The 15,265-nt window shown below is 63.7% G+C and carries 14 protein-coding genes; 6 read left to right on the forward strand and 8 right to left on the reverse strand.

Features of this window, described 5'->3' with window-relative positions; translation table 11 throughout:
* Positions 1 to 139: 139 nt before the first annotated feature.
* The 6 genes from NFG57_RS18240 to NFG57_RS18265 all read left to right on the forward strand — a co-directional run bounded on the left by NFG57_RS18240 (position 140) and on the right by NFG57_RS18265 (position 6,125).
* Positions 140 to 1,465 carry a cytosine permease gene (locus NFG57_RS18240; protein WP_045993648.1) on the forward strand — a complete coding sequence of 442 codons (1,326 nt, stop codon included), beginning with the start codon at positions 140 to 142 and terminating at the stop codon, positions 1,463 to 1,465.
* Positions 1,466 to 1,468: 3 nt separating this feature from the next.
* The gene (locus tag NFG57_RS18245; RefSeq protein ID WP_108133486.1) at positions 1,469 to 2,245 is read left to right on the forward strand and encodes a nitrilase-related carbon-nitrogen hydrolase; all 777 of its coding nucleotides are present in this window, start codon (positions 1,469 to 1,471) and stop codon (positions 2,243 to 2,245) included.
* Positions 2,242 to 2,985: an MBL fold metallo-hydrolase gene (locus tag NFG57_RS18250; protein ID WP_108133485.1), complete on the forward strand. Its 744-nt coding sequence runs from the start codon at positions 2,242 to 2,244 to the stop codon at positions 2,983 to 2,985. The genes NFG57_RS18245 and NFG57_RS18250 overlap by 4 nt, the downstream gene beginning before the upstream one ends.
* A 77-nt stretch (positions 2,986 to 3,062) precedes the next feature.
* Complete coding sequence (locus NFG57_RS18255; RefSeq protein ID WP_222517092.1) at positions 3,063 to 4,511, forward strand: aldehyde dehydrogenase family protein; 1,449 nt, start codon at positions 3,063 to 3,065, stop codon at positions 4,509 to 4,511.
* 420 nt (positions 4,512 to 4,931) lie between these two features.
* Entirely contained in the window at positions 4,932 to 5,477 is a 546-nt protein-coding gene (locus tag NFG57_RS18260) for a DUF805 domain-containing protein (RefSeq protein WP_222517093.1), read from the forward strand.
* Between the two features lie 90 nt (positions 5,478 to 5,567).
* Positions 5,568 to 6,125, forward strand: a complete 558-nt coding sequence (locus NFG57_RS18265) for a DUF805 domain-containing protein (RefSeq protein WP_222517094.1) — start codon at positions 5,568 to 5,570, stop codon at positions 6,123 to 6,125.
* Between the two features lie 103 nt (positions 6,126 to 6,228).
* Here the strand turns inward: NFG57_RS18265 and NFG57_RS18270 are convergent, their stop codons facing one another.
* The 8 genes from NFG57_RS18270 to hisD form a co-directional block, all read right to left on the reverse strand.
* Positions 6,229 to 7,632 carry a Na+/H+ antiporter NhaC family protein gene (locus tag NFG57_RS18270; RefSeq protein ID WP_348814921.1) on the reverse strand — a complete coding sequence of 468 codons (1,404 nt, stop codon included), beginning with the start codon at positions 7,630 to 7,632 and terminating at the stop codon, positions 6,229 to 6,231.
* A gap of 59 nt (positions 7,633 to 7,691) precedes the next feature.
* On the reverse strand, positions 7,692 to 8,744 hold the full coding sequence (locus NFG57_RS18275) for a putative sulfate exporter family transporter (RefSeq protein ID WP_108449223.1): 1,053 nt from the start codon (positions 8,742 to 8,744) through the stop codon (positions 7,692 to 7,694).
* A gap of 205 nt (positions 8,745 to 8,949) precedes the next feature.
* A complete protein-coding gene (locus tag NFG57_RS18280) occupies positions 8,950 to 9,690 on the reverse strand; it encodes an amino acid racemase (RefSeq protein ID WP_222517095.1) in 741 nt (246 codons plus the stop codon).
* Between the two features lie 30 nt (positions 9,691 to 9,720).
* The gene (locus tag NFG57_RS18285) at positions 9,721 to 11,001 is read right to left on the reverse strand and encodes a TRAP transporter large permease (RefSeq protein WP_222517096.1); all 1,281 of its coding nucleotides are present in this window, start codon (positions 10,999 to 11,001) and stop codon (positions 9,721 to 9,723) included.
* 3 nt (positions 11,002 to 11,004) lie between these two features.
* Complete coding sequence (locus NFG57_RS18290; protein ID WP_108133479.1) at positions 11,005 to 11,562, reverse strand: TRAP transporter small permease; 558 nt, start codon at positions 11,560 to 11,562, stop codon at positions 11,005 to 11,007.
* Positions 11,563 to 11,648: 86 nt separating this feature from the next.
* Positions 11,649 to 12,632 carry a TRAP transporter substrate-binding protein gene (locus NFG57_RS18295; protein WP_052704426.1) on the reverse strand — a complete coding sequence of 328 codons (984 nt, stop codon included), beginning with the start codon at positions 12,630 to 12,632 and terminating at the stop codon, positions 11,649 to 11,651.
* 44 nt (positions 12,633 to 12,676) lie between these two features.
* Positions 12,677 to 13,909, reverse strand: coding sequence for an aminotransferase class I/II-fold pyridoxal phosphate-dependent enzyme (locus NFG57_RS18300; RefSeq protein ID WP_222517097.1), 1,233 nt, complete (start codon positions 13,907 to 13,909; stop codon positions 12,677 to 12,679).
* Between the two features lie 22 nt (positions 13,910 to 13,931).
* Positions 13,932 to 15,248, reverse strand: coding sequence for a histidinol dehydrogenase (hisD, locus tag NFG57_RS18305; protein ID WP_348814922.1), 1,317 nt, complete (start codon positions 15,246 to 15,248; stop codon positions 13,932 to 13,934).
* Positions 15,249 to 15,265: the final 17 nt, after the last annotated feature.

The following is a 15,265-nucleotide window of genomic DNA, read 5'->3' on the forward strand; positions in this document are numbered from 1 at the left end:
TCGAGCAACGACCCCTTTGCCGGCGCCACGGCGCCGGCCCTTTTGCTCCTTTTGTCCGCCCCTTTTATCTGCTCCGTTTTGCGCTCCCAATTTCGCGCCCCTGCGGTACCTACCAACCATAACCACAAAGGTTTCCTAGATGATTTCACTCAAGCGGCTGATCGGCCACGACACCCTGGATGAACACCAGCACAAGAGCATGGGAGGCATGGCCACCTTTGCCCTGTGGCTCGGCGCCAACGTGGTCGTCACCACCATCCTCACCGGCATGCTGCTGGTGCCCGATCTGCGCTTCCCGGTCGCCATGACCTGGGTCCTGATCGGCTCGCTGATCGGCGCCATTCCGCTGCTGCTGGTAGGACTGATGGGCCAGCGCACCGGCCTGCCCTCGATGGCCCTGACCCGCCGCGCCTATGGCCCCACCGGCTCGAAGATCATTTCGCTGGTCAACATGGCGGTGCTGATCGCCTGGAGCTGGATCCAGGCGCTGCTGGCCGGCATGAGCCTGGACTACGCCATCGAGGCCACCACCGGCTACTCCAACCTGCCGCTGATGACGATCCTGTGCGAGACCATCGTGGTGCTGATCGTGCTGCGCGGCCACCTGGGTATCGAGCGCATCGAGCGCTGGGCGGCGGCGGCCATGATGGTGCTGGCGGCCGGCGTGGTCTACCAGCTCAACCGCCACTACGAGGTCGGTGCGCTGTTCGAGATGCCCGCCGAATCCCGCAACGGCATCACCCTGGGCATCGCCTTCGACATCGTCGTCGCCACCGCCTTCTCGTGGATTTCCACCTCCGCCGACTACAACCGCAACTGCAAGAGCGGACGCATCGCGGTACTCGGCACCTACGGTGGCTACGTCTGCGCCTCGATGATCGCCATGGGGCTGGGTGCCGCGGTATCCGGCCTGTCGGTGCTCGGCGGCATGGAACAGACCTACGACCCGACCCGGCTGCTGTCCGGCTTCGGCTTTGGTCTGCCCGCTGCGCTGGTGATCTTCTTCTCGGTGATGACCACCAACGTGATGGCGGTCTACAGCGCCACCCTGTCGTGCATGAACGTGTCCCCCGGCATGGCCTTCTGGAAGCCGGCGCTGGTGATCGGCGTGGTGACGGTCTTTGGCGCCCTGATCCCCGGTATCCTCGACCAGTTCCAGAACTTCCTGTTGCTGATCGGCGCCTTGTTCATTCCGGCCTTCTCGGTGATGATCGTCGACTACTACCTGGTCGGCCGTGACGGCTATAGCGCCGAGCTGCTGCGCTCGCCGCACCAGCTCGGTCGGCCCACCGCCGGTATCGCCATCGGCGCCTACCTGATCGGTGCGGCCCTGGCGGCCTACTGGACCCTGGTGGCACCGCTGTCCATCGGTGCCTCGCTGCCGGTGTTCGTCATCACCGGCGGACTCTACTGGCTGGGCTGTGCCCTGTTCACCCGTTCCAGCCTCGCTGCCCAAGGAGACTGATCCATGCGCCTGATGCTGGCCCAGACCGACCCCGTCCACGCGGATGTCGCCGCCAACCTCGATGCTCTCGATGGCCTGTGCCAGCAGGCGGTGGCCGCCGGCGCCCAGCTGCTGGCCCTGCCGGAACTGGCGCTGACCGGCTACAACGTGTTCGAACGGCTCGATGAGCTGGCCGACGAAGGCGAGTTGATCGATCAGGTCGCCCGATTGGCGCACCAGTATCGCCTGCACCTGCTGTTCGGCCTGGCCCAGCGCCAGGCCGACGGCCGCCTGACCAACTCGGCGGTGCTGATCGACGATGCCGGCACCACCCTGGCCTGCTACCACAAGCGCCAGCTATGGGATCGTGAACATCAGTACTTCATCCCCGGTGACGAGCTGTGCGTGGTCGACACCCGGCTCGGCCGCCTGGGTCTGATGATCTGCTACGACAACGAGTTCCCGGAGATAGCCAGAGCGCTGGCCCAGGCCGGCGCCGAGGTGATCCTCTCGCCCACCGCCAACATGGTGCCCAACGCCGAACGCCAGCAGTTGCAGATCCGCGCCCGGGCGCTGGACAACCAGCGCTTCGTCGCCTGCATCAACCGCGCCGGCATCGAGGGCGAGCTGCACTACTGTGGCAACAGCCTGGTGGCGGGACCGGACGGCGAGGTGCTGGGGCGCCTTGGCAACGACGCCGGGGTGCTGGTGGTGGACATCGAACACTCGCGTATCGACGAGAGCCGCAGCCACCAGGACTACCTGAAGGACCTGCGCGCCCTGCCGGGAGGCAACACGTGAGCACCTTCACCCTGCCCCGGGGTGACGCCGCCAGCTGGTATCGCACCCAGCGCCTGGCCGACGGCATCACCCTGATCGACGAACCGGCCATCAAGCCGTTCTACCGCTGCAATATCTGGCACGTTCGCGGCCGCGAGCGCGATCTGGTGGTGGACTTCGGCCTGGGCGCGGTGCCACTGCGCGAGCGCGTGGCACTGCTGGCCGAACGCGAGATCGTGGCGGTGGCAAGCCACACCCACTTCGATCATATCGGCGCCGCTCACGAGTTCGACTGCTGCCACGTTCATCGCGCCGAGGCCGATATCCTGGCAAGCCCCGACAACCGTCGCACCCTGGCCGAGGCCTTTCTCGACGACGCCATGTTCGACGCCCTGCCACCACTGCCCTACGCCCACAGCGGCTATCGCATTGCGGCGCCGCCGCGTATCGAGACGCTGGAGGACGGCGACGTCATCGAGCTGGGCGATCGCCATTTCGAGGTGATCCACACCCCCGGCCATTCGCCCGGCGGCATCGCCCTGTGGGAGGCCGCCAGCGCCACCCTGATCAGCGGCGACATCATCTACGACGGTGAGCTGATCGAGGACGCCTATCACAGCGACCTGGACGACTACGCGGCGAGCCTCGAGCGCCTGCGGCGGTTGCCTATCGCCACGGTGCACGGCGGCCACTTCCCGAGCTTCTCGGGCCGTCACTGCCACGCCATGATCGATGACTGGCTCAAGCGCCACCAGGCGTGAACGCGGGACACCCCCTCATCTCGCCGATCATTTCATTCGCTTATTCCCTCTAATGTCTTTGCCCCTGGAGTCCCTCCGTGCAACAGCTGACACAACAGTTTATCGACAACCGCTGGGTCGATAGCCACAGCCGCCGGCGCCTGGCTGTGACCGATCCCTACCGCCAGACCCAGATCGCCGAGATCACCGCCGGCGATGCCAGCGACGTCGACGCCGCCGTGGCCAGCGCGCGTGCCGCCCTGCCCGCCTGGCAGGCGCTGGGCGGACAGCGTCGGGGCGACTTTCTCGAAGCCTTCGCCACGGCCCTCGAAACCCGCCGCGGCGATCTCGAACGGCTGTCCTCCACCAACAACGGCAAGGCCCTGGCCGAGGCCGCCATCGACCTGGACGACGCCATCGCCTGCTACCGCTACTACGCCGGCCAGGCCCGCGCTCTGGAGCAGCGTCAGGGTCGCCTGCTCGAGCACGGCATGGACGGCGTCGAGGCGCGGGTGTTCGAAGACCCCGCCGGCGTGGTCGGACTGATCACCCCCTGGAACTTCCCGCTGGTCACCAGCGCCTGGAAGATCGCACCGGCACTGGCCGCCGGCTGCACCCTGGTGTTCAAGCCCTCCGAGGTCACCCCGCTGCCCGAGGTGGCGTTGGCCGACATCGCCGTGGAGATCGGCCTGCCTGCCGGTGTGCTGAACCTCTTGCTGGGTGACGGCGAAGGCATCGGTGCCCCTCTGTCCGCCCATCAGGGTGTGGATAAATTGTCCTTCACCGGCAGCAATGGGGTCGGCGAGAAGGTCATGCGGGCCGCCGCCAACGGCGTGCGCGGCGTATCACTGGAGCTCGGCGGCAAATCGCCGATCCTGGTGCTCGATGACGCCGAGGTCGAAGCCGCCGCCGACTGGGTGATGGCCGGCATCTACTTCAACTCCGGGCAGATCTGCTCCGCCACCTCGCGACTGATCGTGCATCAGACGCTGGCCGAACCGCTCTACCAGGCGCTGGCCGACCGTATCGACGGCCTCACCCTGGGTGACCCGCTGGCCGAGGGCACCGACATGGGCCCGATGACCAGCGCCCGTCAGCGCGAAGCCGTGGAGCGCTACCTCGAGATCGCCAAGGAGGAAGGTCTGACGCCGGTGCGTGACGGCCGCCATCGTGACCTGCCGGCCCAGGGCGAGTTCGTCGCCCCGACCCTGTACCGCGATGTGCCCACCTCAAGCCGTCTGTGGCGCGAGGAAATCTTCGGCCCGGTGCTGTGTGCGCGCAGCGCAGAGAGCGAAGCCGAGGCCATCGCCCTGGCCAACGATAGCGCCTTTGGCCTCGCCGCCACCGTGATCTCTGGTGACGCCGAGCGCGCCAGGCGTGTTGGCCGCGCCCTGCGTGCAGGCAGCATCTGGTTCAACTCCGAACAGCTGGTGATGCCCGAGGCCAGCTGGGGCGGCTTCGGCGCCAGCGGCATCGGACGTGAACTCGGCCCCTGGGGACTGTCCGGTTATCTTGAGGTAAAGCATCTGATTGGCCCTGCCGCTTAACCTCTCCCGGTCCTGTTTCCGGACCATCGCCTCAGCGACGACTCAGTATCACCGCGGCAATATCTCAACAACATCACCCCGATGGCAGGCCAAGGCGCCCGGCCATCGGGGTGTTTTTTTGTCGCAGCGACGCAATTTCGTGCCAGTTCGGCCAACCCGAGGTCAAATAATTAGAAAATTCTTAAAAAGAGAAAGGATGTAGGACATCCCCCATATCCCCTGACGAAATGGCTTTCTAGAGTCGCAGTGAAGCCTTCGCTGCAGGCACCAATGATGCGTTCCTCATGCAAGGACAACATGCGCCACCGCCAACCATTGCCATGACGACTGACCATCCATCAAGGCATGGGAAAATCCGACAACGCCTTGACACCTTTGATGAATCGAAGACCGATTTAAAGAAGGAAACAGGAGAAGAAGATGAGACTCAACTCCATGTCGTCAGCCACCTCATCTTCCGTCACCTTGCCGCTGCCGCTGTATAGCGTACCCGGTAGAAGCAGCAGACTCTGGTCAACTCGTGGCCGTATCGGGCGCATTCGCTACTGTAGCCGACTTGCCGCAGTAGGACTCATCTATAACCTCGCGCTCTTTCTCCCACTTTATCTCGACTACCTGTACCCTGCGACACTCACCCAGAGCACCTTTACCATCCTGATCTACGCCTACGCAGGCCTGTACTCAGTCTTCACCCTTTTCGCCATTCTTCAGGCAAAACGTCGCCTTAACGATCAGGGGCGTTCTGGGTGGGTACTGCTTCTTGGACTGATTCCCCTGATCAACGTATGGCTGGTCATCACCCTAGTCTTCTCTCGTGGCACACCAGGAAGCAACCCCTTCGGACCACCACCTTCTCCATCGACTTCATCGGAAACGAAGCGCTTCTGGTGCTTGCTCATTCTTAACATTGCCGTGGCGTCAGCGGCCATCTGCTATGGACCACTACAGTTTCACCTGGGTCTTTAGACCCTCCCAGTGGACTGCTAAAAGCATAGATATTAACCGACTCGGCGAAAGGATCGCCGGAACTCTTACCCCAAGGAAGGAAGCAGCAAGATGACAAACGAAAGCACTACGTTAGATAACTCAAATGAAATCAACTTCCCTTCAGATACAGAAATCTCCAACACGCAAGGTGATGCAAACGACCGCCAGGCAGCAAATAAAAACCCTGGACTATGGTCGACCAATGGTCGTATCGGTAGAGTAAGATACTTTAATCGCTTAACCTTGCCGGTATTGTTCGTCTATGCCGTACACGGGATACTTATCTACTATAGTCTGACGGCAACACCGGCCGCTGCAGAGACAGCCGCCAGCGCCTTTACCATCAGCCAATTCGTGCTTGGAATTCCATTGACTATCTTTGCGCTAATCCAGGGAAAGCGCAGGCTAAATGACCTGAACAAGTCAGGCTGGCTCATGCTACTTTTCTTTATCCCCCTTATAAACCTCATCCCATTTATCATGGTGACCTTCATCAAGGGGAGTGATGGTGACAACCGCTTCGGTGCTGAACCTTCCCCCCTCACTTCTAATGAGATGACCCTGTTCTGGTTCCTGACCGGACTGTCGGTCGTTGCTTGCGTAGCGCTGGCCTCTCTAACGCTCTAAAAAAACATTCCCTGCGCTACTACCAACAACGACAACCACAAGAGCTCCACAGCCCCGCCAGCATGGCGGGGCTGTCTTTTACTGCCAGGTGAGCGGAGGCCGATCAGACGGCTGCGACCTCGGTGGTGCCCTGCTTGCGCCGCCGAAGCAGGATCGAGACAGCCAGCACCACCAGCATGGCCCAGGGGTACGGGGTCAGGAAGGAGGCAAAGGCTGACGGCGCGGCGACCTCGTTCTGCACCGCGGTGGAAGCGATGACCTCCTGCCAGACCGCCACCACGATGTGCCAGGGAAGCAGAAAGAACACCGTGCAGACCGCGCAATCCATCAGGTTGGCGGCCCGCGCCGGCGAGATGCCGAACTGCTGAGCCAGGCTTCGTACCAATCCCGGCCCCACCAGCAGAAGCGCCGGGGCGTTGGCCGACAGCGGAGTAGATGCGGCAATCGTCACTGCCACGATGCTGGTCTCGGCGCTGGCCCGGTCCTTGACCAGGCGCTTCCTGGCGCCGTCCAGCAGTTTTTCCATCAGACCGGTATCGAGAATCACCTGAGTCAGCGCCAGCACCATCAGCGCAAACAGCACGGCGCCGGTTACCGAAGCAATACCATTTTCGATCAGGCCGGTGCTCTCGCCTCTGGCTTCGGGCAACGAGAACAGATCACCCAGGCCAATGGCACCGATCGCCAGGGCGCACAGCATGGCCACCAGATTGCCGATAAACATGGCTTCGACGATGTGTCGGCGCTTCAGCGCAAAGAACACCACCGCCGCGAGCGGCATCAGCATGACCAGGCCGGAAGCATGACCGGAAGGCACCTCCACGGCTGACGCCGAGGCCTCGCCGCTGGCACCGAACAACAGGAAGATCAGCATCGAGATCGCCGCAGCCGACAGCGCCAGCGGTAGACGGGTGCGGATCACGTCGGCGATTTCCGCCCCTTGGGTATAGGAGGACACGATGGTGGTATCCGACACCGGGGACAGGTTGTCACCGAAGGCCGCACCGGACAGGATCGCCACCGCCAGCATGGACGGATCCGCCCCCAACAGGACGCCCGCCGGGTACAGCACCGGCGACAGCCCGATGACGGTACCGGTACTGGTGCCGGTCCCCAGGGCAAACACCATGGCCATGGCAAAGGCCAGCAGGGTGAAGGCCGCACCCTCGGCGCCCACCGCTGCTCCCAACCACATCAAGCCATCGATCAGGCCGCCGGCGGCCATCAACTTGCCGAAGACACCGGCCAGCAGCCACAGTGCGATGATGGCCGTCGCGGTGGAATTGCCCATCCCCTTGAGCAGGCTGTCACAGTACGCCGTGCGTTGCCGACAAAGAAAGAGTCCCACGCCCATGGCCACCCAGGCGCAGGCCCAGAATGGCTTGGTGCCGGCACGCTCGAACACCGACAGATAGATAAGGCCTAGCACCAGCAGGATCAGGGGCGTCAAGGCACCCAGGGTGCCCCCACGAAAGGACAGTGAAGGTGTTGCGGTTTGTGTTGTCATTATCAGGGACCTTATTGTGTTTTATTGGTGTATTAGCGAGAACAGCGTTTCATCGCCGCTCAGCTACCCAGCCCACCGAAGACCACCACCCCCAGCACGATGGCCAGCAGCAGCAGGGTCTCCAGCACCATCAGGATGACCGGCTTCCAGCCGACCACCGCGAGCTTCTGAAAGGAGGTCTTGATGCCCAGGGCGGCGATGGCGGTGACAAGACACCAGCGCGACAGCGTCGACAGTCCTTCGTTCACGCTGTCGGGAATCAGCCCCAGGCTGTTGATCAGCACCAGCGCCACGAACCCCACCAGGAAGCCAGGCAGCATCGGCACCTGGCGCTTTCCCTCGCTGTTGCGCGAGGCGCGATAGAGCCAGCTGAAGATCATCACCACCGGCACCAGCATGGCCACACGCACCAGCTTGACCAGGGTCGAGACGTCGCCGGTCTCCTCCGAGATGATGTACCCCGCCCCGACCACCTGGGCCACGTCGTGGATGGTGCCCCCCAGGAAGATGCCGGCCTGGGTATTGGCAAGGTCGAGCACCCCCACCAGCAGCGGGTAGGTCACCATGGCCACCGTCGACAGCGTGGTCACGCCCACCACTGTGAGGATGGTGTTGCGCTCGCTGGTGTCGTTTTTCGGCATCACCGCCGACAGCGCCAGCGCCGCCGAGGCCCCGCAGATCGCCACGGCACCACCGGTCAGCAGGCCCAGATCACGGTGCAGGCCAAGCGCCCGGGCCAGCAGCCCCCCTGCGCAGATCACCAGTCCCACCGCGGCGAGCACCGTCAGCACCGGTCCAAGCCCCAGGTCACCGACTTGCTCGAGGGTCATGCGTGCGCCCAGCAGCGCCACGCCAAGGCGCAGCACGGTGCGCGCGGCAAACTCGATCCCCGGCAGGCAGCGTCCCTCTTCGCTCAAGAAGTGCAGCGACATGCCAAACAGCAAGGCGTAGAGCAGGGTCGGCCCACCGTAGTGATCGGCGATAAAGGTGGTGGCCAGGGCAATGGTCACGCACACCAGCAGTCCTCGCCCGATCGGGCTCAGGGACGCCAGTCGACGGCTTAGCCGCTGTCGCGAGGTCGCCGTCGAGGGGGAAGAAGAGGGTGAGGTCATGGGACGACTCCGGATCGTGAAAACGAGCGACCCCGGTCCTGCCGGATGAGGCCGGCGGACGAAGGCGTCTCTTTGGTGAACGGGACAGGAAGATCGACGTGCTGGCGGCGCTCGACGCCGCCCTGTTTCAACCTCTGTGCAGTGCTCTCGTTACAGCGCTCTCGTTACAGTACTCTCGCTTCAGCGCTCGACTCGGTTCTCCGAATCAACCGCGCGGTGCCTTTCCGGTGGCCTCGGCGACCACGTCTTCGGCCAGCACCTGTACGGTATCGATGATCGGCACGCGACCATCGAGCGCATCGCGGATCACCGAAAGCTCAGTACAGGCCAGGACCAGCACGTCGGCACCACGCGCCTGGACATCATGGGCGGCCTCGATGAAGGCGGCACGGGTGGCGGGCGCGCGCCCGGCACCACGCTTGACCGCTCGGATCACGTCGAGCACGCGATCCTCGTTGTCGGGATAGACCAACGACAGCCCCCTTGGCTCGATGAATCCCTCGTAAAGACCAATCTTGCGAAGCGCCGGCGAGCACAGCATGCCCACCCTGGCCCCCGGCATCTCGGCGGCGACCCGGTCCAGGGTGCGCTCGACGATATGCCACACCGGAATGTCCACCGCCTGCTGGGCGGCCGACCAGTAGTAGTGGGCGGTATTGCAGGGCATGACCAGAAAATCGCAGCCTGCCTGCTCGAGTCGTCTGGCCATGGCAGCAATGGCAGGCGCCGGTGACTCGCCGTCACCGTCGATCAGCGCCTTGATCCGTGATGGCACCTTGGGATTGTTGTCGACCAGCATATGCACGTGGTCGATATCGTCCTCGCCGGGCGTCACCTCGATGACCTTCTGCATGAAGGCCACCGTGGCGTCCGGTCCCATGCCGCCCAGCACGCCGACCATCGTATGGTCGGCGATTGTTGCGGAGTTATCGGTGGAAAGCGTCATAGCGGGTCCTTTGACGAGTGATGACCGGTATCAGAAGCCGAGAAGGTTGGGCAACCACAGGCTGAGCTGCGGGAAGAAGGCCAGCAGCAAGGCGATGACCACCATGGAACCCACCAGCGGCAAGGCGCGCACCGAAATCTTCTCGATGGAGACATTGGCGATCGACGAGCTGATGAACATGTTCTCGCCCAGCGGCGGCGTCGAGAAACCGATGCCCAGGCTGACCACCAGCACGATGCCGAAGTGCACGGGATCGACGCCGAGCTCCACCATCACCGGCAACAGCACCGGCGTGACGATCATGATGGTTGCCAGGATCTCGATGAACATGCCGACGATCAGGAGAAAGCCGATCACCAGAATCCACACCAGCCACAGGCTGTTGGTGATATCCAGGATGCCCTGGGCGATCATCGCCGGAATGTGATTCTCGACCAGGATGCGGCCGAAGGCGGTGGCGGTGAACATGATGATCAACACACGCCCGGTCAGCCAGGTGGTGCTCTGGAAGGCCTCGTTGAGCCCGCGCAGCGACGACTCCTTGTGGATGAAGACACCGACGAACAGGGCGTAGAAGATCGAGACCACGGCCGCCTCGGTGGGCGTGAACATGCCCGAATAGATGCCGCCCAGGATCACCACCGGCGCCATCAGCGACCAGAAACCATCCTTGAGCACCGCGACCACCCGCTTGCGATCGTAGGAAGTTCCCTCGGTCTGGTAGCCGTTGCGCTTGGCGGTGATGTAGTTGGCCACCATCAGGCCCGCCCCCAGCATCACGCCGGGGATGACGCCGGCCATGAACAGTGCAGAAATCGACTCGTTGGCGGTGACGCCATAGATCACCAGCGGCATGCTGGGCGGAATGACCACCCCGAGACCACCAGCGGTGGCGGTGATCGCCGCCGGGTAGCTTCTGCCGTAGCCGCGCTCGATCATCGCCGGTATCACCAGCATCCCCACCGCTGCGGTAGTAGCAGGTCCCGAGCCCGAGATCGCGCCAAAGAACATGCAGGCCATCACCGCAGCGGCGCCTAGCCCACCAGCGGCGGGACCGGCCAGCTCCTCGGCGATCAGGATCAGGCGTCTGGCGATACCGGCATCCCCCATCAGTGCGCCAGCCAGGATGAACGACGGCAAGGCCATCAGCGGAAACGAGTTGATGGCCGAAAAGGCCAGCTCGATCAGCGAACTGAGATCGTCGCCGTTGAGCACATAGACGGCCATCGAGGCCACACCGAGAGAGACGACGATAGGGGTGCCGAAGAACAACAGCCCGGCAAACATGGAAAACAGTACGGTTGCGGCCATGGCTTAGCCCTCCGCCTTGGACGACGTCTTGCCGTCGCTGTAGTGGCTCGTTTCCTCGGTGATCCTGGACACTTCCTGAGCGTCCACGTCACCTGGCTCGATGCCCTTGAACAGCTTCAGGTACTGCACCTGCAGCACGCGAAAGGCCATCAAGGTAAAGGCGATGGGGAAGACGAAGTAAACGTAGGCCAGCGACCAGCCCAGGGCCGGCGAGTCATAGGGGAATTCCAGCAACAGCCCGATCAGATCCAGGCTCTTGTAGGCCAGCACCAGACAGAAGGCGACCCAGATCAGATCCACCAGCAACAAGAGGGTATTGGCCACCTTGCGTGGCATCAGCTTGATATGGGTCTGCAGACGGTTATGCGCGCTCAAGTGGGCGGCGTGGGCGGCGCCCAGAAAGACGAACCAGACGAAGGCGTAGCGCGCGAGCTCTTCGATCCAGGCCATGCCGATGCCCAGGGTGACGCGCATCACCACCTGAACGAACAGCAGAATGACAAAGAGCCCGAGCAGAAAGCGGCAGGCGTAGTCTTCGATATAGTTGAGTTTGGCCAGCATGGAGGCCTCCTTCCCGACGGGAATGCAGCAGCGATGACAACAAGACCCGGGCGGCGGTCAGCGACCGCCGCCCGCGGCGACAACGATCAGTGACCGAGCGCCGCCTGCATTTCCTCGAAGGCTTCCTGGCCACCGATGTCCTCGTAGAACTGCGGCCACACCTCTTCCTGGGCGATGCGGATCCATTCATCCTCATCTTCCAGGGTGGCCACCTCGACCCCTTCGGCTTCCATGGCAGCGCGCGCCTCGGAGGCCTTGGTCAGCTGGAACTGCAGCGCGTACAGCTGCGCCTCCAGGCCGGCGCGATCGATGATCGCTCGCTCCTCGTCGGACAGACGCTCGTAGCTGCGCACCCCCATCACGATGGGCTGCAGCGAGTACTGGGCGTGAAGTTCGGTGAGGTGGTCCTGCACCTCGTGAAACTTCATGGTGCTGTTGACGATGTAGGGGTTGTCCTGGCCATCGATCACGCCCTGCTGCAGGCCGGTGAAGACCTCCGGCCAGGACATGCTGATGGGGCTGGCGCCCCAGGCCTCGTAGCTGGCCAGCATGATCTCGTTCTGCGGCACGCGAACCTTGAGTCCCTCGACGTCGGCGAGGGTCGTCACCGGCCGCTGGGAGTTGGTCAGGTGACGGAAGTTGGAGTACAGCCAGCTGACGATGTGCACACCGGCCTCTTCCTCGGCGATGGTGTTCCACCGATCGGCCAGGGGGCCGGTGGTGGCCTTGACCGCATCGGCGTGGCTACGCAGGGCATAGGGCATGGTCAAGGCGCCCAGACGCGCTGCGTAGGGCGTCAGGTTGCCGACACCGACCAGCGCAAAGTCCAGCTTGCCGATGCGGGTGTCCTGGATCATGCCGGTCTCGGAACCGAGCTGGCCGCCGGGGAACAACTCGACCTGCATCTCGCCGTCGGACAGCGATTCGACCAACTCCTCGAAGCGCTGGGCCAGGGCCCCCTGGTCGGAGTCCATGGGATCGCCCATGCCGACCTTGAAGGTCTTGGCCTCTGCGGCGGTGGCAGTGGCTGCCATGACGATGGCGGCGGTAAGTAGAGTCTTCTTGAACATTATTGTCACTCCGGATGTCTTGTTATTGCGTCGTCAGACGTGGCTCAGCGAGAGCCGAGCGCCTTGTCGGGTGTTGCCTCGGGGGGCTGCACCGCCTCATCCATGGCGGCGCTCATCAGCGCGACGATGTCGTCGCAGTCTGCTTGATCGAAGGTCAGCGGCAGGCGCAGGTCACACAGGGTGGCGAGTACTCTGTCGGCGATCGGCAGCGCACGTGTGCCGGCCAGATAACCCCAGCTGTCGTAGCGGCTGGTGTAGTCCTCCGGCAAGGGTTTGCCATACCACTTCAACGGAATGCCGCGGGCCTCGCAGCCCTCGACAAAGCGCGCAATGGTGTCGGCGCCCAGCGCCGGCAGGCGGAACTGGATGGAGCTGCCGACGAAGTCCTCCCTGGCGGGCCGGTCAATCAGGCACACCTCGGCGATATCTCCAAGACGCTGCTCCATGCGCCGATACAGCGAATTCCAGCGCGTCTTGCGGTGCTCCATCTCGGCCAGCTGAGGACGCAGGATGGCCGCCCGCAGATTGTCCATGCGGCCACTCATGTTGGGTGTCATCAGACGCGTCTCGGCGAAGCTTTCGGGCGCGGGTGCGGCCAGGTGCCGATCGAACAGCATGTAGGAGCCGGACAGGATCACCGCACGCCGCATGACCTCGGCATCGGCTGTGGCCAGAAGTCCGCCCTCTCCGGAATTGATGTGCTTGTAGGTCTGGGTGCTGAAGCAGCCTGCCTTGCCGAAGGTGCCGCTGGGTCGGCCATCGTAGGCCGCCCCCATGGTGTGGGCACAGTCTTCGATCAGCACGATGCCGTGGGACTCGCACACCGCGACGATGGCGTTCATGTCGCCGATATGGCCGCGCATGTGCGACAGCACAAAGAAGCCGGCACCGCTCTCGCGAGCGGCGCGATCCAGGTCGCCGGGATCGACGGTGGTATCGTCCAGGATGTCCACCAGTACCGCCTCGCCCCCTGCCGCGACGATACTGCCGGGCACCGGCGACAGGGTGAAGGCGTTGCACAGCACCTTGTCGCCGGCCTCGAGTCCGCAGGCGCGCAGCGCCAGCTGCAACGCATAACCGCCGGAGGCGCAGGCCAGTGCGTAGTCGACACCCAGGCTCGCGGCGAACTCGGACTCCAGCAGGGCGGTCTCACCGGCCTCGCCTTCGGCCAGGTTGTAGCGATGCAGGCGACCGCTCTGGAGCACGGCCACCGCCGAGGCGATGGCGTCGTCAGAGATGGCTTCCTGCTGGGTGAAGGATTTGGCAAAACGGCGCATGGCAGGCTCCTTCGCTTGCGACTCAGTAACGAGCCTGACGGTGAACAGGGAAATCCCACTCCTGCTCGGGGAAGTACTTGGCCAGGCGCCAGTCACAGGCCCGGGCGTGGCCTTCCATGCCCTCGGTGCGGGAAATCCGGGATCCCACCGCGCTGAAGGTCAGATTGGCCTCGACGCTCAACTGCTGGGTGGTCAGCACCTTCATGAACTTGTGGACATTGAGTCCACCGGAGTAACGCCCGGCGCGCTTGGTCGGCAGGATATGGTTGGTACCGGAGCACTTGTCACCGTGGGTGACGGTGCTGCCCTCCCCCAGAAACAGCGAGCCATAGTTGCTCAAATGCTGCTTCCACCAGTCCAGATCCTCGCACAGCACCTGCAGATGCTCGCAGGCGTACTGATCGCTGATCGCGACGATCTCCTCGCGGCTGTCGCCCACGATGACCTCACCGAAGTCGCGCCAGGCAGCGTGAACGATATCCGCGTTGGGCATGTCGTCAGCGACTTTCGGCAGAATCTCCATCACTTCGCGGGCGATCGCTTCGCTGGTGCTGAACAGCCACACCGGTGAATTCGGGCCGTGCTCGGCCTGGGACACCAGGTCGACGGCGATGGTCATCGGGTCGGCGGATTCGTCGGCGATGATCGCCGACTCGGTGGGGCCGGCAAACACATCGATACCCACTTCACCGAACAGCAGGCGCTTGGCTTCGGCCACGTAGGCGTTGCCGGGACCGACCAGGATGTCGGCCTCGCGGCCACCGAACAGACCGAAGGCCATGCTGGCCATGGCGTGGACGCCGCCCATCTCGAGGATCATGTCGGCGCCGGCCACATGCATGGCGTAGGCCACCGCCGGGTTGATGCTGTCGCCCCGGGGCGGCGAACAGGCCACCACGTGTTCGACACCGGCGGCCTTGGCGGTGGCCACGCTCATCAGCGCCGAGGCGGCGTGAGCGTAGCGGCCGCCCGGCACATAGCAGCCGGCGCTGTGTACCGGCAGCACACGCTGACCGAGCAGCACGCCCTCTTCGGTCTCGATCTCGAAGGAGGTCAGGCTGTCACGCTGGGCCTCGGCAAAACGGCGGATCTGGCGGTGGGCGAAGTCGATGTCGTCCTTGACCGACTGGGGCACGCTGTCGATCAACTGACGCCGCTTGTCGTCGCTCAACACAAAGTCGCCGGTCCAGCCGTCAAACTTCTCGGCGTATTCGCGCACGGCCGCCTCGCCGCGGGCACGAATATCCTCGAGCATGCCACGCACCGCTTCCGTCACGCGCTGGTCTTCGGCGGCAACGCCAGCGGCGGCCTCCGCCGTCTTGAGATGACGAATGGTCATTGTTGTCTCCGAATAAC

The organism is Halomonas sp. H10-59, assembly GCF_040070555.1.
Classification (GTDB): Bacteria; Pseudomonadota; Gammaproteobacteria; order Pseudomonadales; family Halomonadaceae; genus Halomonas; species Halomonas litopenaei.

Bases quoted from the DNA above. Each gene is read 5' to 3' on its own strand.
- NFG57_RS18300 (WP_222517097.1), bottom strand. From the start codon at position 13,909: ATGCGCCGTTTTGCCAAATCCTTCACCCAGCAGGAAGCCATCTCTGAC.
- NFG57_RS18265 (WP_222517094.1), top strand. From the start codon at position 5,568: ATGACAAACGAAAGCACTACGTTAGATAACTCAAATGAAATCAACTTC.
- hisD (WP_348814922.1), bottom strand. From the start codon at position 15,248: ATGACCATTCGTCATCTCAAGACGGCGGAGGCCGCCGCTGGCGTTGCC.
- NFG57_RS18275 (WP_108449223.1), bottom strand. From the start codon at position 8,744: ATGACCTCACCCTCTTCTTCCCCCTCGACGGCGACCTCGCGACAGCGG.
- NFG57_RS18270 (WP_348814921.1), bottom strand. From the start codon at position 7,632: ATGACAACACAAACCGCAACACCTTCACTGTCCTTTCGTGGGGGCACC.
- NFG57_RS18260 (WP_222517093.1), top strand. From the start codon at position 4,932: ATGAGACTCAACTCCATGTCGTCAGCCACCTCATCTTCCGTCACCTTG.
- NFG57_RS18290 (WP_108133479.1), bottom strand. From the start codon at position 11,562: ATGCTGGCCAAACTCAACTATATCGAAGACTACGCCTGCCGCTTTCTG.
- NFG57_RS18245 (WP_108133486.1), top strand. From the start codon at position 1,469: ATGCGCCTGATGCTGGCCCAGACCGACCCCGTCCACGCGGATGTCGCC.
- NFG57_RS18295 (WP_052704426.1), bottom strand. From the start codon at position 12,632: ATGTTCAAGAAGACTCTACTTACCGCCGCCATCGTCATGGCAGCCACT.
- NFG57_RS18240 (WP_045993648.1), top strand. From the start codon at position 140: ATGATTTCACTCAAGCGGCTGATCGGCCACGACACCCTGGATGAACAC.
- NFG57_RS18280 (WP_222517095.1), bottom strand. From the start codon at position 9,690: ATGACGCTTTCCACCGATAACTCCGCAACAATCGCCGACCATACGATG.
- NFG57_RS18285 (WP_222517096.1), bottom strand. From the start codon at position 11,001: ATGGCCGCAACCGTACTGTTTTCCATGTTTGCCGGGCTGTTGTTCTTC.